Here is a 21,150-nt window from a genome sequence, read left to right as displayed (position 1 = left end):
GTGCGCGCCGGCGACGAACTCTCCGCGGCGGCGGTCCCGCCGGGCGGTACCGAGGCGCCGGTCGAGACCAGCCGCGGCGCGCGGCGCGGCTACCGGGTGCCGAAGGAGCCTTTCATTCTGGATCCGCTGCTGTAGAGGGCGGAGGCCGGCACGCCGTCGCGGTGCCGCGCGCCCGGTGACCCCGCTCGGACTCGGTCGGACCCCGCCACCGGCGCGCGCCCGCCGCGGCCGGCGGCAGGGTGTTTCACGGGAAACAGCCCGCGCTCCGGCGGGACGAGATACGGCGACGAGACACGGCCGAGATGCACCATTTCCACTATCGCGACGGCCGCCTGCATGCCGAGGATGTCGACCTGACCGGCCTCGCCGCGGAGGTCGGCACACCGTTCTACTGCTACAGCACCGCCACGCTGGAGCGGCACTTCCGCGTCTTCGCGGAGGCGTTCGCGGCCGACGACGCGCTGGTCTGCTTCGCCATGAAGGCGAACTCGAACCAGGCCGTCCTGCGGACCCTCGCGGCCCGGGGCGCCGGGATGGACATCGTCTCTGGTGGCGAGTTGCAGCGGGCACTGGCGGCCGGCGTGGACCCCGGCAAGATCGTGTTCTCGGGAGTCGGCAAGACTCGCGCAGAGATGGAGGCCGCGCTGAGGGCCGGCATCTTCTGCTTCAACGTGGAGAGTGAGCCGGAACTCGCGGTCCTGTCCGAGGTAGCGGTGGGCCTCGGCCTCCGTGCGCCGGTCTCCGTCCGGGTGAACCCCGACGTGGACGCCGGCACGCACGCCAAGATCTCCACCGGCAAGTACGAGAACAAGTTCGGCATCCCGATCACCCGGGCGCCGGCTGTCTACGCCGCCGCAGCCGCCCTTCCGGGGATCGCGGTGCACGGCGTCGACATGCATATCGGCAGCCAGATCACCGATCTGGCGCCCTTCGCCGACGCGGCCCGGCTGCTCGCCGGCCTCGCCCGGGAATTGCTGGCGGCCGGCCATCCCCTGCGCCACATCGATTTCGGCGGCGGCCTCGGCATCCCCTACCGTGACGACAACGCGCCGCCGCCGGACCCGGCCGCGCTGGCGGCGACCCTGCGGCCGCACTTCGCCCCCCTCGGCCTGCGGCCGGTCTTCGAGATCGGCCGGATGATCGTCGGCAATGCCGGGATCCTGCTGACGCGGGTGCTCTACGTGAAGCACAGCGAGGGGCGGACCTTCGTGATCGTCGACGCGGCGATGAACGACCTGATCCGCCCGACCCTGTACGAGGCCTATCACGGCCTGCGGCCGGTCATCGAGCCGGGTCCCGAGACGCCGCGCCTCGTCGCCGACGTGGTCGGCCCGGTCTGCGAGAGCGGCGACTACCTCGCCCTCAACCGCGAGATGCCGGAGGTCAGGCCCGGCGACCTGATCGCCGTGATGAGCGCCGGCGCCTACGGGGCGGTGCAGTCCTGCACCTACAACACCCGGCCACTGGTGCCGGAGGTTCTGGTGCGGGGCGACCGCGCGGCGGTGGTCCGCCCGCGCCTCGACGTCGACGCCCTGATCGCCCTCGACCGGGTGCCGGACTGGCTGGCGTGAGCCGCGCTCCGGAGGGCGCCGCCGCCCCCACGCCGGTCCCGGGATCCGACGGGCCCCTGCCGCTGTCGGTCTTCATCATCGCCCACAACGAGGTGGACCGGATCGGCGCGACGCTTCGGGCGGTCCGTGGACTGACCGACGACCTCGTGGTGGTCGATTCCGGGTCCACCGACGGCACGCAGGCCCTGGCGGAGTCGCTGGGCGCGCGGGTGCTGCACCATCCCTGGCCGGGCTACGGCCCGCAGAAGCGCTTCGCCGAGGAGCAGTGCCGGCACGTCTGGCTCCTGAACCTCGACGCCGACGAGGTGGTGCCGCCGGAACTGGCCCGGGAGATCCGGGGCCTCTGGGCCGCAGGCGAGCCGCGCCGGCCGGCGTGGCGGATCGGCATCGCAGAGATCTTCCCCGGTGAGGGCCGGCCGCACCCGCTCGCCTACACGCTGACGCCGGTCCGGCTCTACCGGAAGGACCGGGGCCGCTACGCCGCCTCGCCGGTCCACGACCGGGTGGCGCTGGACCCGGGGGTGAAGCCGGGCCGGCTCCGGGGCGTGATCCACCATTTCTCGGTGCGCTCGCTCGGCGACCAGCTCGACAAGCTGAACCGCTATTCCGACCAGCAGGCGGACGACCTGGAGTCGCGGGGCGTGGTGATCCCGACCTGGCGGGTGTTCGTCGAGCTGCCGGGCAATTTCCTGAAGGCCTATCTCGGCCGCCGCCACTTCGTGCGGGGCACCTACGGCTTCCTGACGGCGATGAACTACGCGATCTCGCGGCATCTGCGCGTCGCCAAGCACGTCGAGCGCCGCCGCGTGGCCGCCGCCCGCCAGGATCGGGTTGACCCGCCGGAGCCGACCTTCTAGAGCCAGAGCGCCGGAGACGTGGCCGAGCGGCTGAAGGCACTCGTTTGCTAAATGAGCATACCCAGAAATGGGTATCGAGGGTTCGAATCCCTCCGTCTCCGCCAGAACCTCTCAACTCGATCTAAGCCGCTGTAGTGACAGCGATTTTTCTTGCGCGGGCTTTTGATCTCTCCCCGCGGAAACTGGCTCGACCAACGGCCGAAGGAATGCCCAATCGGCGCGTCCGATCTTCACGACGGCGTGTGATTCGAGCTTGAGCGGGGGAACGGCTGCTTCTCGGCTCGCTCGCGAAGAGTTCCGTCCGAAGGAATGGATCGACCGAACCGTCGCATCCCGCTGCGGCAGCATTCCCTGCGAGACCTGACTGCCCGGATCGCCAGATCGTCAGCGTAGGCACTGACTCCGAGAACCGCGCCGCGCCGGTGCCGTCGTGCTGCCTACGATCCGGAGGCGGGATGATGTCACCGGACATGCGTCGGATCGCTCCGGCCGGGTGGCGTCCAGGCGGGTACGCCGGCTTCGGCACCGGCTGACATGGGTGTTGTCGCGTCCGAAAGAGCCGCACCGAACAGGAGCACGCGCACGAGGGTGAAGGCACATCCCTAGCGGATCCCGCTTGCGCGGAGGGCCCTTCCTGCCGGGCAGTCGAGACTTGGCCGTCGCGTCGATCCGGGCACCCGCTGGGCACGCGTCACGACCCTCCCGTGGCCGTGACCGGCCGCGCGGAACGGCGCCCGGGCGAGAGCCGTTCCCGATCCCCGTGGCCTCCCTGGTCGCGAAGGAGAACCGCCACGAGCAGCCGCACCGACAGGATCAAGGGCTTGGCCAACGAGGCCTTCGGCAACGTGAAGCAGGGCATCGGCAGCGCGACTGGCAACGACAAGCTGAAGGCCGAGGGCAAGGTGCAGGAACGGAAGGGCGAAGCCCAGAAGACGACCGGGGACGTCAAGGACGGCGCCGAGCACGTGGCCGACAAGGTGACCGGCAAGGTTTGATCCGGCCGCCCGGGGCGGTTCCACGCTCCGGGCATCCCGGGGTCGCGGCAACGCGTCGAAGGGAAGGATCGTGGGTCCTGGCATAGGCCGGTCCTGCAACGCCTGCGCGCCGTGCCGCGTTGATCGGCGAAGACAATATCCGAACCGCAGCCGGACCCTGGCCTGCGCGCAGCATCGTGGGCCCATGGACCAGTTGAACGCGTCGCAACCGACGCCGGAGATCGACCTCTCGTCCTGCGACCGCGAGCCCATCCACATCCTCGGCGCGGTGCAGGTGTTCGGCTTCCTCATCGGGGTCTCCCCGGACTGGATCGTCACCCGCGCCTCGGACAACGTCGCGACCTGGCTCGGCCAGGATGCGGCGGCGCTTCTCGGCCTTCCCCTCGACGCCGTCCTCGACCGCGAGGCCATCCACACCCTGCGCGGGCACCTGCAGACCCTGCGCGGGCCGGACGCCGTCGACCGGGTCTTCGGCCTCCGGCTCGTGCCGGGCGGCGAGCCGTTCGACGTGGCCCTCCACCGGTCCGGGGACACCATCGTCATCGAGGCCGAGCCGAGCGCCACCGAACACCTCAGCGCCGGCAACCTCGTGCGCAGCATGGTCACCCGTCTCCAGCAGACCGTGGGGTTCGACCCCCTCTGCCGCGAGGCCGCCCGCCAGATGCGCGCGCTGACCGGGTTCGACCGGGTTATGGTCTACCGCTTCGCAGAGGACCATTCGGGCGAGGTCGTCGCCGAGGCGGTCCGGTCCGGCCTCGCCCCTTACCTGGGGCTGCACTACCCGGCCTCCGACATCCCCAAACAGGCCCGCGCCCTCTACGCGCGCAACTGGCTGCGCATCATCGCCGACGTCGACGACACGGGCGCCGCCGTGCTGCCCCCGCGCGATCCGGCCGGGCAACCCCTCGACCTGTCGCTGTCGACCCTGCGGACGGTCTCGCCGATCCACCTCGAATACCTGCGCAACATGGGCGTGGCGGCCTCGCTGTCCGTGTCCATCCTGCGCGACGGTCGCCTGTGGGGCCTGTTCGCCTGCCACCACACCGAGCCGCGCCACATCTCCCTCGAGCGCCGGACCGGCGCCGAGCTGTTCGGGCAGATGTTCTCCTGGCTGCTGGAGGCCCGGGAGCGGCAGGCCGACGCCGAGCGCGAGGTCCGCTCGCGCGAGTTGCACAACCGCCTGCTGGGCGCGCTGGCCACCGGCGGCACCAACCTGGAAAGCCTGTCCGACTTCCTCGACGACCTGGCGGCAATCCTGCCCTGCGACGGCATCGGCCTGTGGGTGAACGGCGAGATCACGCTCCAGGGCTCGACCCCGACCGCGGAGGAGTTCGCCGGCCTGGTGCGCTTCCTCAACCGCACGGCCGCGAGCAAGGCCTACGCGACCGACGAGATCGGGCGCGTCCACGAACCGGGCCGCGACTTCACCGAGCGGGCGGCCGGCATGCTCGCCATCCCGGTGTCGCGCACGCCCCGGGATTTCCTGGTCTACTTCCGGCGCGAGGTCTCGCGGACCGTGACCTGGGCGGGCAACCCGGTGAAACCCGCCACCCCGGGGCCGAACGGCGTCCGCCTGACCCCGCGCAAGAGCTTCGAGGCCTGGCGCGAGACCGTGCACGGGCGCTCGCTCCCCTGGGCCGAGGTCGAGATGCGGACCGCCGAGGCCCTGCGCATCACCCTGCTCGAGGTGATCCTGCGCCTCACCGACTCCGCCGAGAAGGAGCGCAAGGTCGCGCAGGAGCGTCAGGAACTCCTCATCGCCGAGCTCAACCACCGGGTCCGCAACATCCTGAACCTGATCCGCGGGGTGGTGACCCAGAGCCGGCCGGCGGACGGGGCGGACAGCGCCTTCGCGAGCACGGTCGGCGACCGCATCCAGGCGCTCGCCCGGGCGCACGACCAGATCACCTCGACCAACTGGGGGCCGGGATCCCTGCGCGACCTCGTCATGCTGGAGGCCGGCGCCTACCTCGGGCCCAAGGCCGGCCGGGTCGTGCTCGACGGCGCCGACGTCCTGCTGGAGCCGCAGGCGTTCTCGACCGTCGCGCTGGTCGTCCACGAGATGATGACGAACTCGGCCAAGTACGGCGCGCTCTGCGACAGCCTCGGGCGGGTCGACGTGCGCTGGGAGCGGGACGCCCTCGACCACCTGGTGATCCGATGGCGCGAGACCGGCGGCCCGGCCGTGCGGGCGCCCACCCGGCGCGGCTTCGGCACGACCATCATCGAGCGGTCGATCCCGTACGAGCTCAAGGGCGAGGCGGAGGTGCGCTACGAGCTGGCGGGCGTCGAGGCGCGCTTCACCATCCCCCCGGCCTTCGTCCAGAATGCCCCACGCGCCGCGCCGAAGGCTGTCAGGGCGGCTCCCGCCGAGGCGCTGCGCGGTCTCGCGGGGTCCGTGCTGGTCGTCGAGGACAACATGATCATCGCCCTGGAGGCCGAGGAGCTGCTCACGTCGCTCGGCGCCACGAACGTGGACATGGCGTCGTCGACGCGCGAGGCGCTCCGCCTGATCGACGCGGCGCCGCCGGCCCGGGCCCTGCTCGACGTCAACCTGGGCTCCGAGACCAGCATCGCCGTCGCGCGCAGGCTGTTCGAACTGGGCATCCCCTACGCGTTCGCCACCGGCTACGGCGACGGCTTCCGCATTCCGGAAGACCTCGCCGCCGTGCCGGTGGTGAAGAAGCCCTACGGGGCTGAGGACCTCCTGCGCGCTTTCCCGGCTTGAGCCCACTCGCCGGTGCTTGGCGGGTCGGTGATCGGGGTTGCCGGTGGTCGGGGCGATGTCGGGCGCGGCGCCTGGCCCGGTGAGATGTTCCGCCACGAAACGCGCGGAGGTCGCGCGGTCCTCGGCGCGCCTCAGCTTGCCGAGGAAGCCCTCGGACTCACGGAGACGGGTTTCGGGCGGGTCGGCGCCGCGGCCGCCGGGCCGGAGAGCCTCTACCGGCGGTCACGCTCATTCGGGGCGGGGTCACCTCGGTTCGGTGCCGCGCCGCTCTAGGTTGGCTGAAAGGGGAGCGGACCGCATGGAGCAGGACATCGGCGAGGGGGAGCGGCCGCCCGCTTCGCGACGGCCATCCGTCTCCAGACCTCTCGACCTCCTGAACTTCCTGCTCATCGACGTGAACGGGGCGATCAAGCCCTACCTCAACGTCTACCTCTACGTGCACCGCGGCTGGAATGATGCCTCGGTCGGGCTGGTCAGCACGGTGTCGGGCATCGTCGGCATCGTGGTGCAGACGCCCATCGGGACCGCCATCGACGCGGTGCGCGACAAGCGCGTGATCCTGCTCGGCGCCCTGGTCGCGCTCTCGCTGGCCACGCTCCTCGTCGCGCTCTTCCCGTACTTCTGGCCCGTGCTCGCGGCCTCCTGCGTGCTGGCCGCCGTCGGGGGCATGCTGAGCCCGGCCATCGCGACGCTCACGCTCGGCCTGTTCCCATCCGACCGGATCGCCCGGCGCTTCGGCCGCAACGCGGCCCTGGAGCGGACCGGGAACGTCGCCATCGCCGTGCTGATCGGGCTCGTCGGCTGGCTGTTCCCGGACCGCGCGGTGTTCCTCCTGGTCCCGGCCTGCGCCATCGTCTCGGCCGCGGCACTCTACGCCATCCCGCGCGATGCCATCGACGCGCGCCGGGCCCGTGGCGGCGGCGGCGGCGAGGGGGATCAAGCCCCGGCCCGGTGGCGGACCCTGCTGACCTGCCGGCCGCTCATGGTGGTCGCGGCCTGCGTAGGGCTTTTCCATTTCGCCAACGCGCCGCTGCTGACCCTCGTCGCCCAGGAGATCGGGCAGGCGCGCCCGGACTGGTCGTCCGTCATCGTCTCCGTCTGCATCGTCGGCGCGCAGGCGGTCATGGTGCCGATGGGGCTCATCGTCGGCCGCCGGGCCGAGCGCTGGGGCCGCAAGCCCTTGCTCGTGATCGGCTTCGCCGCGCTGCCCGTGCGCGCCTTGCTCTATCTCGTCTGGCGCGACCCGTACTGGCTGATCGCGGTCCAGTGCCTCGACGGCGTCGGCGCCGGCCTGCTCAGCGCGGTGAAGCCGCTGATCCTAGCCGACGTCACCCGTGGGACCGGCCGCTACAACGCCGCCCACGGCCTGATCGGGACCGTGCAGGGCGCCGGCGCTTCGCTGTCGTTCGTGATCGCCGGAACCTTGGTCCAGCAGGCGGGGTTCGATGCCGCCTATCTCGCGTGCGCCGCCGTGGCGGCGGTCGCGCTCGGGGTGCTCGTGACTTTGTTGCCCGAGACGGCCCCGGAGAAGCCTCGGGGCGGCCCGGCGGCGTGGCTGCGAGCGTTGAGACCTGGCACGGCTTGAGGAGGGGTGGTGAAAGATCGGATTTCCGGCCGGGGCGGCCGGCGGCTCACCGCGACGCTGGCCGTGCTCCTGTCCCTCGCCCTGCCCGTCACCGCCGCGACGCTCCACAGCACCTACGTCGACCCGGCGGCGATGGCGCTGCAGCGCGTCCTGCCGCCCCCGCCCGAAGCCGGCTCGGGATCGGCCAAGGCGGACATGCAGGCCGTGGAGGCCGCGGTCCGCGCCCGCACGCCCGACGACGAGCGGCGCATCACCGCGAACCTGCCGTGCACCCTCGACCGCTTCACCGGTGTGCTCGGCCCGGCCTTCACGGCGGAGACGATGCCGGACACCGCGGCGCTGATCGAGAACGTGTTCCAGGACGGGGAACTCGCCGTGCTGGCGGCGAAGGCCGCCATCGCCCGGCCGCGGCCCTACACGGTGAAGCCGGACCTCGCCACGTTCGGACACCGCTCCGACAGCACGTCCTACCCGAGCGGCCACGCCACGTTCGGGTATCTCGCGGCCACGGTGCTGTCGCGCCTCGTGCCCGAGAAGCGCCAGGCGCTGTTCGCGTTCGCCGAGTCTTACGGAGAGAACCGCGTGATCGCCGGCACACATTTCCCGTCCGACCTCGAAGCCGGCAAGATCGCCGCGGCCGTCATCGCAGAGGCGCTGTTCCACGACCCGCGCTTCGAACGCGATCTCGCCCGGGCGGCTTCTGAAGTCGCGGCCCAGGGCGGCGCTCCCGGTCGGTGAGGCGAAGGCTCCTGACGCAGGATCACGAAGGCGGGAGGCGGTTTGCGGGACGAACCCGCCTGTCTGACTGCGATCCCGGGCAATGCTGGGCACCCGCGCACGGGCCCTTGCCGCACCCGACCCAGCCCCGGAGACAGGCCGCTCGACATCCGAGCCCCGAACGACAGGAGACCGCCGACATGGCTTACGTCACCGAGGAGAAGGCCGCTGATGGGCACGCCATGGTCAAGGTCGCCGGTCGCGCCGTCACGGAGACCCGCGAGAAGCGGCAGGCTAGGAGAGAAGCGGCAGGCCAGGAAGCTCGTCCGCGCGATGCGCATCCGTCGGGCGGCCTCGTCACGCGGTTCGGCGGAAGACGAGGCTCGCCGCTGCGATGGCTAAGCCCAGCCGAGCTCTCTCACGGCCCGGGCGTCGTTCCAGATCTTCGTCAATCCGACGATGCGGTCCCCCTCGAACTGCATGACATACACGTAGTCGGTCGATGTGGATTTGCCCGTGGGCGGGCACGGTCCGCCCTCGCCAGTGTGGGTCCCGTGGAAGACCCCGTAGGCCGTCACGTTCCGGCGCTCCTCGTCTGTCGCGAAGGATCGCACCTCGTACCGACCGTCGGGGATGAAGGTCAGGAGCCCCTTCATCCACTCCGTGTAGTCCCGCAGGGAAGTCACGCCGGCCAGGGCATCGGCCTGGGCAGAGAAGGTCGCCTGCGGGGCACAGTAGCGCGCGCACGCCTCCCAGCCTCCGCCCGTCTCGCAGGCGTCGAAGAAGGCCTTTGCTACCGTCGTGATGTCGCCCATGCCTGGATCGCCCTTTTCCATCGCCGGAAGCGCCGATTGTAGCGGACGCCGTCCGCGCAAGCACCCTCTGCGAGGGCCCGCGCGGACGGTCGTGCGGCTGGCGCCGCTTCCGACCGTATCGCGACGGTGAGGAAAGCGCCTCGGTCGAGGCGGCCGCGCCATGCCCCCGGCTCCCGTGCGGGAGCGGGTTGGGGCACGACGCTTCGAGGTCGAGCGCGCCATGTCTGTGACCGCTCTCGTGCGAAGCCGGGGGAGGCGGTGGGTCGGACGTGCCGAGGCGCGCGGCCCGGCTTCTCGAAAACGGCGTCCCGACTTCGGCCGTCCCCGGCCGAGCGCTAGCCGAGCGCTAGCCGAGCCTCCGGCCGATCGCCTCGGCGAGCATGATCGTGGTCACATTCGTCGGCGCCGAGACGATGTCGGGCATGATCGAGGCATCGACGACGTTCAGGCCGTCCACCCCGCGCACCGCCCCGCTCCCATCGACCACTGCCCACGGGTCGTCGCGGCCGCCCATCGGGACGGAGGAGGTCGGGTGGGCGTAGCCGTCGACGGCCGAGAGCACGGCTCGCCGCAGCGCGTCGTCGTCACGGACATCGGGACCGAGATACATCTCCGCCGCGACCACGTCGCTGAACGGGGCCGTCCGGCCGATGCGCCGCGACAGGCGCACCGCTTCCAACATGCGCCGCAGGTCAGCCGGGTCCTCGAAGAAGTTGTAGCGGATGAGCGGCATGGCGCGGGGGTCGCGGCTCGCCAGCCGAACCGAGCCGACGGACCTCGGCAGCGTGACCGAGCAGGCCAGTACGATGGCCCCGCCGGTCGGGCTCCGCGCCGGATCGAAGATGTGCGTCCCCGAGATGTGAAGGTCCAACTCGTCCGGGGCGGCCTCACGCGACCGCGTCCAGATGATCGCGCCCGCGACCGGGTCCATCGCCCGCGCCTCCCGCCTGAGCGCGTAGACGTTGTAGTAGAACGGATGCTCCTTGAGCCGCTCGCCGACCGGCGCGTCCTGCAGCACGGGAATGTCGAGGTCGCGCAGGTGCGCCGCCGGCCCGATGCCCGACCGCATCAGGATGGCGGGGCTGCCGAATGCCCCGGCCGAGAGGATCACCCGTCCGGCCTCCACCGTCGCGCCGCCCAGAAGCCGGAGGCCGCGCGCCCGCCGGCCGTCGAACAGCACGGCGTCGACCTCGGCGCCCCCGACGATGGCGAGGTTCGGTCGGCGCCGAACCTCCTCAGTCAGGTAGGCCATGCCCGTGTTGACGCGTCGGCCCTCGACCACGTTCAGCGGGTAGGGCGAGACGCCGTGCTGCTCCGCGCCGTTGAAGTCGGCGATGCGGGACAGACCGGCCGCCTCCGCGGCCAGCACGAATGCGCGCATGGAGGGGGTGATCTCCTCCATCGTGCGCTGGCGGATCGGGAAGGGCCCGGAGCGCCCGCGCCACGCGTCGTCGCCGGCCGGCGTGTTCTCCAGCGCCCTGAAGACCGGGAGCACCGCGTCCCACGACCAGCCGTCGAGACCGCGCGCGGTCCAGCGGGCGAAATCGGACGGCCGCGCCCGCATGGCGACCGCGGCGTTCACGCCGGAGCTGCCGCCGAGCACCTTGCCGCGGATCGCGCGCACGTCGTGGCCGAGGCCGGAGCGGTCCTGGGTGTGGTATCCCCAGTCGTGCACCGCGTCGCCGCCGACCCGGTTCGCGTTCGCGATGACGTCCGGATACGCCCCCGGCGCGTAGGCCGGTCCGGCCTCCAGCAGAAGAACCGTCCGGTTCGGATTCTCGCTGAGCCGGCGCGCGAGCACGGCGCCTGCGGAGCCTCCGCCGGCGATGACGACGTCGAATGCCTGATCCGGGATGAGGGCACGGGGGGGCATGGCGGACATGTCCTCTTCGAGAGCGGCGATGGTCAGGATGCGGAGGCGCGGCGCAGGAAGGCGGCGGCTCGGTCGAGGGCCCGGCGGCTGCTGTCGAGGTGGGCGACGTCGAGCTGGAAGACGTGATGCAGGCCCTCCCAGACCTCCAGCCGCACCGCGACGCCGGCCTGTTCGGCGCGCAGGGCGTAGCGCGTCGCGTCGTCGACGAGGCGCTCGTCGCTGCCGACCTGGATCAGGAGCGGGGGCAATCCGCGCAGGTCGCCGAGGAGCGGTGAAGCCAGCGGGTGGCGGACATCGCGCGCGCCGGCATACTTGCGCGCGCAGTCCTGCAGGTACTCACGGCCGATGAGCGGGTCCTGCACCGAAGGATCGTTCATGGAGGGGCCGGACAGCGTCAGGTCGGTCCAGGGCGAGAAGACGACGCCGGCCACCGGCGCAGGGCCGCTGGCGCGCCGGGCGAGGCTCGCCAGGGTGACGAGGCTCAGCCCGCCCCCGGCCGAGTCCCCGACGACGGCGATCCGGTCGTAGCCCTGGCCGATCAACCAATCCCAGGCGGCCAGCGCCGCGTCCGGGGCAGCGGGCAGCGTCGCCTGCGGCGCCAGAGGATAGTCGATGGCGAGGGCGGCGATGCCGGCCCGGCTCGCGATCTGGCTGACGAAGCCGCGATAGGCCGCGGCCGTGCCCTGGACGTAGCCGCCGCCGTGCAGGAAGAGGATCGCGCGGCCCGGCGCGGCATCCGCGGGGCGCACCCACCAGCCGCGGACGCCGGCCTCGTCCACGGGGTCGAACGCAACGCCGTCCGCGCGCGGGCTGCCGGCTACGAAGGTGTCGTAGACGGCCCGCGGCTCTCCCGTCGCGTCGCCCCAGAAGCGCGCGAACAGGTCGCGCAGGGCGTCCTCGCGCCGCCGCTCATCGTCGGCGAGCGGAATGGTGATCGTCCCAGGCGCCGGATCGGGGCCGAAGGTGTCGTGGCGCATCGCAGTCCCCGCTGGTGCATCGGCCCGACCGCCGCCGGGCAAGGCTCCGCCGTCCGCGCGTCGCTCGGCGCCGCGCGGGGCTCGCGTGTCGGATGATCGGATCTCAGGCCGGGATGCGGCCGAACGCGCCCCGGGCGTAGCCGGCGAGCGCGCGCTCGACGTCGGCGACCGTGGACATCACCAGCGGACCGCGCTTGACGAAGGGCTCGCGGATCGGCCGCCCGGCCATCAGCACGACATGCGCGGATTCGGCGGCTTCGAGGATGATCTCCGCGGCGGAACCGGCGCCCACCGCCAGGGCGCCGCCCTCCGGCAGGAGACGCTCCTCCTCACGGCAGCGAACGGACACGCGCCCCGACACGGCGTAGATCCAGGCTTGCCGCCCCTCGGGCAGGGCGTGGGCGAAGGCGCCGCCCGGCTGTAGGAAGCCGTCGAGCAGTGTCATCTCCTCCGGGGTGCCGCCCGCGCCGACAACGTCGCCGCTCTGCCCCAGCACGACGCGGACGCGATGGCCGCGGCCTTCGAGGACCGGGATGTCGGCCGCGCGAACGTGCAGCGCGCGCGCCGGCTGCGCCTTGAGGCGCGCGGGCAGGTTGACGAAGACCTGCAGAGCGTGAACCCGTGCCCCTTCGGCCGGCCTCTCCTCGTGCGCGGCGCCCGACGCCGCCGCGAGCCAGTAGAGATCGCCCGGCTCGAGGGCGACGTCTCGGCCCAGCGTGTCCCGGTTCAGGAAATGGCCGGTCGCGTCCTCGAACATGACGGTCACGGCCGAGATGCCGGCATGGAGGTGCGGCTCGAAGGTCGGCCCCGTCATCACGAAGTGGTCGACCATCAGGAGCGGGTCCATGCGCCCGTCGAAGGCTTCCTCGGAGAAGCGCGTCGCGGAGAAGTTCGAGCCGATGCGGTGGGGCTCTCCGAGAACGGTCTCGCCGAGCCTCGGGTGGAGCGCGTCGGCCCCTTGGATGGTCTCGAGAGCTGTCATGTCCTGCCTCGCTGCGTGGATGTGCCGATGGTGCGGCGACAAACGCTGGCTGAGAAGGCGGGTATTTTCGAACCTATCGTCCGACCGTTTGGACGCCGGGATCCGGCATCCGGTGGCGCCCGCGGCGGATGCCGGCCGACCCCGTCGAAGTCGTCCGCGCCTAGAGCAGCACGGCCTTCGGGAACTCCGCCGCGAGGTGGTCGAGGAAGGCCCGCACGGACGGAAGCAGGCCCTGGCGGTAGGGAATGAGGGCCGTCAGGGTGGAGTCGCCCGCGACCCAGTCGGGCAGAACGCGCCGCAGGGCACCCGAGCGGACGGCCTGACGACAGATGTAGCTCGGCAGAGCGACCACGCCGATGCCGCGGATGGCGGCCTGCTGCAGCCCGACCATGTCATCGCCCATCAGCCTCGGGCTCAACGGCAGGACCACCTCGTCCCCGGCGCGGCTCGCGTGCCGCAGCCGCCAGACCGGCGCGACCCCGGTCCGCATCATGAACAGGGACGGATGGTCCCGAAGGGCGTCTGGGCTCTCCGGAGCGCCGTTCTCGTCGAGGTATGCCGATCCCGCGAACAGGAACCAGGGCGCCGGCGCCAGGGTACGCTGGACGAGGTTCGAGTCCGGCAGCGGGTCCGTATGGGCCCGCACGGCGATGTCGAAGTTCTCGCCGACGATGTCGACGGTGCGGTCCACGCCATGGGCCACGACATTCACCTTCGGGTGGCGGACGAGGAAGTCCGCGATGATGTCCGCCAGGGCGAACTGCATGGTCGCGACGCCGGCCGTGCACCGCACCGTGCCGGTCGGCTCCGTCAGGCGCTGGCGGATCGTCGTCTCCGCCAGCTCCGCCTCTCTGAGCATCGCGACCGCGTGGCGGTAGAAGTCCTCCCCCGCATCCGTCATGCCGAACTGGCGCGAGGTCCGGTTCAACAGCCGGACGCCGAGGGCGCCCTCCAGCTGCTGGAGGCGGTGGCTCAAGGTGGATTTCGGCACGCGCAGCGTCCGTCCGGCCGCCGTGAAGCCGCCGCGGTCGACGACCTGCACGAAGTAGAAGAAGTCGTTCAGGTCGAGCACGCCGCCCCCTTATCGTCCAAACCGATGGACGCTGGGTTCGGATTGTCGCGGCTTCTGGGCCGCCGGTCCAGCCGATAGCTCTTGCTCGTCGCCGGCCCCGACGGGCCTTGAGCAGGAGGATACGATGACCGCTCGCGCCTACGAACCGCTCACCGCCGAGAACGCAGCCCTCGTCCTCGTCGACCATCAGGTCGGCCTGATGACGGGCGTGCGGGACTACGCGACGGGCGAGCTCAAGCACAACGTGATCGCCCTGGCGAAGGCCGCCACGGCGCTCGGCCTGCCCATCGTGGTCACCACGACGGCGCGCGACAGCCTATGGGGTCCGACCTTCCCCGAGTTGGTCGCGGCGTTGCCCGGACACGAGATCATCGACCGCTCGTCGGTGAACGCCTACGACGACGCGCGCGTCGCCCGGGCTATCGAGGCCACGGGCCGCGAGAAGCTGATCTTCGCCGGCATCTCGCTGGAGGTCTGCGCGGCTTTCCCGGCCATGACGGCCGTCGCCCGCGGCCTCGACGCCTACGTGGCTGTCGACGCGTCCGGGACGTTCAGCGAGACCAAGCGCCAGGCCGGCCTTCTCCGTATGGCGCAGGCGGGCGTGGTCCTGTCCGACTACGCGACGCTGATGGTCGAGATCCTGAAGGACAACGCGCGCCCGGAGGCGGGCCCGGTCTACGCGGCCTTGGACATGCCCTGGGCGACCTTGGTCGGCCAGGTCGCCGCCGCCTTCGGCAGAGTGGACGGCGGAGCGAATGCTTGACCGTTCACGACACGTGTCAGTTCGCGGCCACCGCCCGTCGCCACAGCGGTCGGCGAGCGGGCGCGCCAGCGGTGTCCGCCGGCCCTGCTCGACGCAACAATCGAAGCAACACGCGCGCAAGGCCGAGCTCTTAGATCCTTCATTAACCAAAGGCTCGAACGGCCACGAGGGGAAACCGACATGACCACCATCATCGCACGACTGCTGATCGTCATCAGCGTGATCGGCGCCATCGCCTGCGCGCCGATGCTGACGCCCGCATCCGCGGCCGGTCTCCTCGCGCAGGCGAGGTGAGCCGTCATGGGCATGCAGTCCGTCATCCTGCTGGTCATCGCCGGCAACTTCGTCTGCGCCTCCCTCATCCCGTATCTGGCCATGACCGGAGCCTGAAGGCGTCTCCTCAGTAGATCTCTCACCCTACGGAGCCGATCATGCGTATCTCGAAGATTGCTTGCCTCACCGCTGTCCTCGGCCTCGTCTCCGACATGGCCTTTGCCCAGCCACAGGCGAGCCAGGAGAACCTGAAGCGCCACTGCATAGGAGATTACCTGGAACACTGCGGCCAGTTCTCGCCCGACGGCGGGGAAGTCCAGGCCTGCTTCCGCGAGAGAGCCGGCCTCCTGACACCGAATTGCTCGATGGCCATCGCCGCGTACCAAGAGGAGCAGAAGGCCGCGAATCCGATTCGGAAGGTCCGCGCCGCACGGTGACGTCATCCCTTCGCGTATTCGGAAGGTCAGCCGAGGCGGCATCTGCGAATTCCGGCGCGGCACGGAACTCGCCGGTGCCTACCGTCCCCTGCCCTGACCGGAATGCGACCCGCCGCAGGGTGTCAACCTTATCGCGCGCCCGACAGCCGTCGGCGAATGGGGGTTGGATGACCGGTACCGCGAGCCCGCGCAGGCGGTGGTCGTACGCCGCGCGCAGTCGAAGCGCGATGCGAGATCCCGTGCGCCGGATCGTGGCGGAGTCCGCCGCTGAACACTCGGATGGAAGAACCGCTCCTCGGGATCGGGCGCGCATGGAAGCCGAGGTCGGCGTTCCCACACTCGATGCCCGGAAGCGGACAGGCGGGAGACCGCCCCGAGCTGCCGTTCCGGAAGCGGCCCGAACCGGTCACTCAGTCGACGAGAATGACGGTCGGGACGCGGACGCGCCCGGTTGCGTGTCTCGGCTGTGCGCCTGCCGGTAGTCACGCGGGCTCATGCCGTAGCGATCCTTGAAGCGGCGCGCGAAATGCGCCTGGCTGCTGAAACCGCAGCCGTAGGCCAGCATGCCGATCGACAGGTGGGCGCAGGCCGGATCGCCCAGGCGCTTGGCTGCCGCCTCCATTCGGCGTCCCCAGATGTAGTCGGAGATGTGCCGGCCGCGCTCGTGGAACAGTTCCTGGAGCCGGCGCAGCGATACGCCCATCGCGGCGGCGAGTTGCGGCGGATCCAGGTTCGGGTCGCTCAGGTTCGCCTCGACATAGGCCTTGGCGCGCTGGACCGTGACGTTGCCGTGGACGGAACGGGGTACCTCCTGCGCCATCCGTTCGGCGAGGCTCGCTATGATCAGGTCCGTTCCGATCGCCGCCATGCGCGCGGCCGCGTCGGGCGTGAGCTGATCGCCCAAGCGCGCCAGCTCCTGGAAGAAGGTGTTTGCCAGGGTCGTGGAGGCGAGGTCCGCGCCGACCGTGAGTGCACAGTACAGCCGGGACGGGCCCAGCATGGCCTCGAAGCGCTCGCGCGGCAGATCGATGACGAGGGAGATGCCCGTGTCGGCCTCGCAAACGGCCGGGCGTGCGTCGATAACGACGAAGTCGCCCGTCCGGAACACAGCCTCCCGATCGCCTTGCTGGATGGCGTCCTGGCCGGAGAGCTTCATGGACGCGTAGAGGCGGTCGGGCTGCCCGTGGCGCCGAATCGCGTCGGGGGTCGCTTCAGTCCGCATGGCGGTGTGTGCCATTTTCGAGATCGGCACAGGCCCGATGCTCGTGACGTCCAGCCTGCCCTGAAACGGAACCCCGTGAAGGGGTTGCTGGTCGATCGGGATCAATCGCTCGCAGATCGTCTCCCGCCAGCGCCGGAACGCGTCCTTGGGGTGAATTCCCTCTGTCGAGAAGAACGGTTGCATGCGTCGCCTCGGCACGCAGCGCGCCATCCCGAAGCGCTGACTGCGGATTCGGTGGATTATTGTATATAATCTATCATCTCAAGTCCGCGGTGCCGGGTGCTTCGCGGCTGTTCCGCCCGCGTCTCAATCGACGCCGTCGGGAAGCGCACAGGCAGGAAACCGCCCCGGGGCCGCCACTCCGATAGCCCCCAAGCCTGACACAGGACCACCCCGCGAGGGCCGGTCACCGTCCCGGAATCCCTCCGTCCGCGCCAGCGTTGTCAGAGCCGCCGCAACGGCCGCGCTCTTCCCGAGGCGCTCGATCGTCCGGACGACACGAGGCCACCGCCGGGCGGCGGCGAGGTCCGCGGCGCGCCGCCACCCGGGCGTCCGGCCAAGTCGTCGCGCGCCGGCCTAAGATCCGCGCAGGTAGCTCAGCGGCCGACCGGTATCCGGATGCGGCATGACGCCCATCGGGATGTCGTACACGGCGCGCAGCGTGTCGGGGTTCATCAGCGTGCCGGGCGGGCCGTCCGCGATGAGGCGTCCCGAGTGCAGCGCCAGGATGCGGTCGCAGACGCGCGCCGCCATGTTCACGTCGTGCAGGACCACCACGACGCCGAGCCCGTCACGATGGGCCAGATCGCGCACGAGGACGAGGATCTCGACGGCGTGGGCGACGTCGAGGGCCGAGATCGGCTCGTCGAGCAGCAGGCAGGTGGGCTCCTGCGCGATCATCATCGCGAGCCAGACGCGCTGCCGCTCACCGCCCGAGAGCGTGTCGACGAAGCGGTCCGCGAAGGCGGCGACGCCGGTGGCGGCGAGCGCCCGCCGGACCGCCTCGCGATCCCGGTCGGCGACGCGGCCGAGGGCGCCGTGCCAGGGATAGCGCCCCAGCGCCACGAGCTCGCGCACGGTCATGCCCGGGACCGGCGGGAGCGCCTGCGGCAGATAGGCGACCTCGCGCGCGAAGGCGCGGTCTTCCCAGGCACTGAGGGCGCGATCCGCGAACGCGATCCGGCCGGCGGTCGGCGCCTGCTGGCGGCCCAGCAGCTTGATCAGGGTCGACTTGCCGGACCCGTTATGGCCGATCAGGCCCACCACCTGCCGCGGCTGGATCACGAGGTCGAGGGGATGCAGCAGGGTGCGTTCGGGGAGACAGAAGCTCGCGCCCTGCAGGGTGAAGAGCGGGGGCGCGCCCGCGGCTTCCGCAATCGGCGCGCCCCGCGGCCGCGCGACGACCGGCGCATCGGGACCGTTCATGCGGGCCTCCTCGGGCCGTCCGTTCCCGCCGGACCCGCTTCGGGGCGTGCCGGCAGGGGGCAGGCGCCGCAGAGGCTCTGGTCGGGGATGAGGTAGCGCAGGCAGCAGACCTTCCGCACCCGCCGCGGCGGCGCGCCCGCCGGCGCGTCCCCCGCCTCCGGGACGTAGCGGATCGGCGCGAACAGCGGGTTGGGCGCGCCGGACCGGCGGCGGCTCGTCAGGACGCTCGCGGCGGCCGCGTGCCCGGTCCGGCCCGCCTGCGGGAGCCCCTCGGTGCGGCGCACCACGAACTCGAAGATGTTGCCGGCATTGCTCCACAGCACGCGCGGCGCCACGCCCGAGACCGCCGCCAGGGCACCGACCAGGGGCGCCAGGTGCGCGTCGATCAGCGCGCCGAAGCGATCCGCCGGCGCCCTCTCGCCGGTCTGCCCGCCGGGCCCGTCGCTCCCCGCGGCGGGGCCGCGCAGCTTGAGCGCCCGCGTCAGCCCGCCGTCGTCCGGGACGATCTCGACGGCGTCGAGGGCCACGGGCAGGACGAGGTCGAGCACGATGTTGGCGGCGAGCGCGGGCACCACCAGCATCGAGAAGTGCTGCTTCGCCCAGATCGACGCGACGGCGCGGGGCTCCGGCGCCGCGAAGGTGCGGGCGAACCGGTCGAGCTGGTCGGTCAGGACACGCGGATCGAGCAGGTCGGCGCCCCTCACGGAGGGGCGCGGATCCTCCGCGGACACGATCCGATCCCGGTAGCCCTCGAGGGGGCCGACGAAAAGGGCGTTCAGCGGGGAGAGAATCATCGGCGCAGCATCAGCCAGACGAAATAGGCGCCCCCGAGAACCGTCGCGACGAGGCCGGCGGGCAACTGCCACGGGAAGGCCGCGACGCGCCCGAGCCAGTCGGCCAGCACCATGATCAGGCCGCCGGCGAGCGTCGCCGCCACCAGCTGCTCGGCGGCCCGGCTGAAGCCCAGGCTGCGGGCGAGACGCGGGCCCATCAGCCCGACGAAGCTCAGCGGGCCGACGAGCAGGGTCGCGGCACCGGTCAGGATCGCGGCGACCGACAGGACCGTCAGGCGCGCCCGCGCGACCTGGAGCCCGACGGCCCGGCTCGTCTCCGCCCCGAGCGGCAGGATCGTGAGCCAGCGCGCGAGCAGCGGCGTGCCCGCGAGCACCAGGGCCGCGCCGAGGCAGGCGAGCCCCGCCTCGGTCCCGGTGGCGTTGTAGGTCGAGCCCGAGAGCCACGTCAGCAGGGCGGCGGTCCGCGGGTCGGCCGTGGCGAGCAGGAGCGCGATCACCGAGCCGATCAGGCTGGTGAGGGCCGCGCCGACGAGCAGGATCCGGGCGGAGGCGTAGCGCGCCCGGCGGCCCAGGGCCAGGACCGCCAGCAGCGTCGCGAGCGCGCCCGCCGCGGAGGCGGCCAGCATCGCGGCCGGGCCGAGACCGGGGGCGAGGAACAGGACGAGCACCACCACGAGGGCCGCGCCCGCGGAGACGCCGAACAGCTCGGGGCTCGCGAGGGGGTTCCCGGTCAGCCGCTGCAGCAGCCCGCCCGCGTAGGCGAGCATGGCCCCGGCCCCCAGGGCGGCCAGCGCGCGCGGCGCCCGCCAGGCCAGGAGGGCGCCCGGATCGGGGCTCCACAGCCAGCCCTGGGCATCCCGCCCCAGGGTGAGCGACAGGCCGACGGCCGCGAGGGCCAGGATCGCGAGCGCCCCGATGGCGGGCCACGGCCGGGCGAGCCGGACCGGGACGGGCCCCGGCGCCGGCGGCGCCTCGCGCGCGGTGCGCAGGCCCAGGATGAGGCCGACCAGCAGGGGCGCGCCGACGAGGGCGGTGACGGCGCCGGTCGGGACACCGCTGCGGCCGATGAGCCGCTGCACGAGCTGATCGGTCAGGACGAGCAGCACCGCCCCGGCGACCGGCCCCCAGAGCAGGCGGTCGCGGAGCCGGCGGGCGCCGCCGTAGCGGGCGATGGCCGGCCCCGCCAGGCCGACGAAACCGATCACCCCGAGATACCCGGTCACGCTGGCGCCGACCGCGACGCCGAGGGCGAGGGCGGTGAGCCGCGTGCCGGCGGTGGAGACGCCGAGGCCCCGCGCCCCGGCATCGCCGAGCTCGATCAGGGTCAGCGGGCGCGCCAGCAGGCCGGCCGCGAGGGCCGCGAGGGCGAGGCGCGGGGCGAGGCCGCGGACGCCGTCCCAGTTGTTCTGGTTCAGCGCGCCGGCCTGCCACGCGTAGAGGTCGGAGAGCGCGTCGAAATGCGCGAGCACCAGCATCCGGTTGGCGGCCTCGGCGGACAGCCCGACCACCAGTCCGGCGAGGATGACGGTGGACGGCGCGTAGCCGCTGCGCCCGCTCAGCAGCAGCACGAGGCCCGTGCACAGGGCCGCCCCGGCGCCGGCGACGGGCTCGTAGCCGTAGATCAGGAGGGCCGGCCACCACAGGGTCGCGAGGGCCAGGGCGAGCTTCGCCCCCGCGAACACGCCGAGGGTGCCGGGCTCGGCCAGCGGGTTGTCGAGCACTTGCTGGAACAGCACGCCGGCGAGGCCGAGGCCGCCGCCCGCCAGGATCGCCATGGCGAGGCGCGGCAGGAGGCTGTCGCGCAGGACGAGCTGCGGCATGTCGGCGTCGGTCGGGTGGAGCAGGGCGGCCCACCACTGCCCGGGCGGCAGGACGGCCGCCAGGTTGGCGTGCAGCAGCGCGGCGCTCACCGCCAGCGCGAGGGCGAGGAGCCCCGCCCCGCGCCAGAGCGGCGAGGCCCCGGACCCGTCGGCTCGCGCCCGCCGCGCTCCGGCCCCGGCCGCGCTCACGCCGGGGCCTTCCCGAGCGCCGCGGCGACCTGACGGGCGAAGCGCGCGGCCGACG

17 protein-coding genes and 1 tRNA gene are annotated in these 21,150 nt (G+C 72.2%); 9 read left to right on the top strand and 9 right to left on the bottom strand.

The window, feature by feature from the left end:
• Positions 1-302 precede the first annotated feature (302 nt).
• The 7 genes from lysA (at position 303) to ACLBYE_RS22010 (ending at position 8,474) form a co-directional block, all read left to right on the top strand.
• Positions 303-1,571 carry a diaminopimelate decarboxylase gene (lysA, locus tag ACLBYE_RS22040; protein ID WP_020094367.1) on the top strand — a complete coding sequence of 423 codons (1,269 nt, stop codon included), beginning with the start codon at positions 303-305 and terminating at the stop codon, positions 1,569-1,571.
• Positions 1,568-2,428: a glycosyltransferase family 2 protein gene (locus ACLBYE_RS22035; protein WP_447695785.1), complete on the top strand. Its 861-nt coding sequence runs from the start codon at positions 1,568-1,570 to the stop codon at positions 2,426-2,428. The genes lysA and ACLBYE_RS22035 overlap by 4 nt, the downstream gene beginning before the upstream one ends.
• Before the next feature lie 12 nt (positions 2,429-2,440).
• Positions 2,441-2,532 (top strand) — tRNA-Ser (locus tag ACLBYE_RS22030).
• A gap of 708 nt (positions 2,533-3,240) precedes the next feature.
• Positions 3,241-3,423, top strand: a complete 183-nt coding sequence (locus ACLBYE_RS22025; protein ID WP_447695786.1) for a CsbD family protein — start codon at positions 3,241-3,243, stop codon at positions 3,421-3,423.
• A 184-nt stretch (positions 3,424-3,607) separates the two neighbouring features.
• Positions 3,608-6,151, top strand: coding sequence for an HWE histidine kinase domain-containing protein (locus tag ACLBYE_RS22020; RefSeq protein ID WP_447695784.1), 2,544 nt, complete (start codon positions 3,608-3,610; stop codon positions 6,149-6,151).
• A gap of 298 nt (positions 6,152-6,449) precedes the next feature.
• Positions 6,450-7,736: an MFS transporter gene (locus tag ACLBYE_RS22015; protein WP_447695783.1), complete on the top strand. Its 1,287-nt coding sequence runs from the start codon at positions 6,450-6,452 to the stop codon at positions 7,734-7,736.
• Positions 7,737-7,745: 9 nt separating this feature from the next.
• On the top strand, positions 7,746-8,474 hold the full coding sequence (locus ACLBYE_RS22010) for a phosphatase PAP2 family protein (protein WP_447695782.1): 729 nt from the start codon (positions 7,746-7,748) through the stop codon (positions 8,472-8,474).
• Between the two features lie 377 nt (positions 8,475-8,851).
• On the opposite strand, the gene ACLBYE_RS22005 is transcribed toward ACLBYE_RS22010, so the two are convergent.
• The 5 genes from ACLBYE_RS22005 to ACLBYE_RS21985 all read right to left on the bottom strand — a co-directional run bounded on the left by ACLBYE_RS22005 (position 8,852) and on the right by ACLBYE_RS21985 (position 14,172).
• The gene (locus ACLBYE_RS22005) at positions 8,852-9,268 is read right to left on the bottom strand and encodes an ester cyclase (RefSeq protein ID WP_447695781.1); all 417 of its coding nucleotides are present in this window, start codon (positions 9,266-9,268) and stop codon (positions 8,852-8,854) included.
• A 346-nt stretch (positions 9,269-9,614) separates the two neighbouring features.
• Complete coding sequence (locus ACLBYE_RS22000) at positions 9,615-11,141, bottom strand: GMC family oxidoreductase (protein ID WP_447695780.1); 1,527 nt, start codon at positions 11,139-11,141, stop codon at positions 9,615-9,617.
• Positions 11,142-11,173: 32 nt separating this feature from the next.
• Positions 11,174-12,118 (bottom strand): alpha/beta hydrolase, encoded by a 945-nt coding sequence (locus ACLBYE_RS21995; RefSeq protein WP_447695779.1) that lies wholly within the window; start codon positions 12,116-12,118, stop codon positions 11,174-11,176.
• Positions 12,119-12,221: 103 nt separating this feature from the next.
• Positions 12,222-13,100 carry a pirin family protein gene (locus tag ACLBYE_RS21990; protein ID WP_447695778.1) on the bottom strand — a complete coding sequence of 293 codons (879 nt, stop codon included), beginning with the start codon at positions 13,098-13,100 and terminating at the stop codon, positions 12,222-12,224.
• A 160-nt stretch (positions 13,101-13,260) separates the two neighbouring features.
• Positions 13,261-14,172 carry a LysR substrate-binding domain-containing protein gene (locus tag ACLBYE_RS21985; RefSeq protein WP_447695777.1) on the bottom strand — a complete coding sequence of 304 codons (912 nt, stop codon included), beginning with the start codon at positions 14,170-14,172 and terminating at the stop codon, positions 13,261-13,263.
• A 124-nt stretch (positions 14,173-14,296) separates the two neighbouring features.
• Here ACLBYE_RS21985 and ACLBYE_RS21980 point away from each other — a divergent pair, with 124 nt between their 5' ends.
• Positions 14,297-14,935 carry an isochorismatase family protein gene (locus ACLBYE_RS21980; RefSeq protein ID WP_447695776.1) on the top strand — a complete coding sequence of 213 codons (639 nt, stop codon included), beginning with the start codon at positions 14,297-14,299 and terminating at the stop codon, positions 14,933-14,935.
• A 431-nt stretch (positions 14,936-15,366) separates the two neighbouring features.
• Positions 15,367-15,645: a hypothetical protein gene (locus tag ACLBYE_RS21975; protein ID WP_447695775.1), complete on the top strand. Its 279-nt coding sequence runs from the start codon at positions 15,367-15,369 to the stop codon at positions 15,643-15,645.
• A gap of 406 nt (positions 15,646-16,051) precedes the next feature.
• Here ACLBYE_RS21975 and ACLBYE_RS21970 read toward each other — a convergent pair whose 3' ends face one another.
• From ACLBYE_RS21970 to fhuB, 4 genes are all read right to left on the bottom strand, one after another.
• Positions 16,052-17,050, bottom strand: coding sequence for a helix-turn-helix domain-containing protein (locus ACLBYE_RS21970; RefSeq protein WP_447695774.1), 999 nt, complete (start codon positions 17,048-17,050; stop codon positions 16,052-16,054).
• A gap of 393 nt (positions 17,051-17,443) precedes the next feature.
• Positions 17,444-18,292: an ATP-binding cassette domain-containing protein gene (locus tag ACLBYE_RS21965; protein WP_447695773.1), complete on the bottom strand. Its 849-nt coding sequence runs from the start codon at positions 18,290-18,292 to the stop codon at positions 17,444-17,446.
• Positions 18,289-19,086 carry a siderophore-iron reductase FhuF gene (gene fhuF / locus ACLBYE_RS21960; protein WP_447695772.1) on the bottom strand — a complete coding sequence of 266 codons (798 nt, stop codon included), beginning with the start codon at positions 19,084-19,086 and terminating at the stop codon, positions 18,289-18,291. Before fhuF ends, ACLBYE_RS21965 begins: the two co-directional genes overlap by 4 nt.
• Positions 19,083-21,095 (bottom strand): Fe(3+)-hydroxamate ABC transporter permease FhuB, encoded by a 2,013-nt coding sequence (fhuB, locus tag ACLBYE_RS21955; RefSeq protein ID WP_447695771.1) that lies wholly within the window; start codon positions 21,093-21,095, stop codon positions 19,083-19,085. Before fhuB ends, fhuF begins: the two co-directional genes overlap by 4 nt.
• Positions 21,096-21,150: the final 55 nt, after the last annotated feature.

It is taken from the genome of Methylobacterium sp. A52T (assembly GCF_053346095.1).
This window is presented reverse-complemented; position numbering and strand designations above follow the sequence as displayed.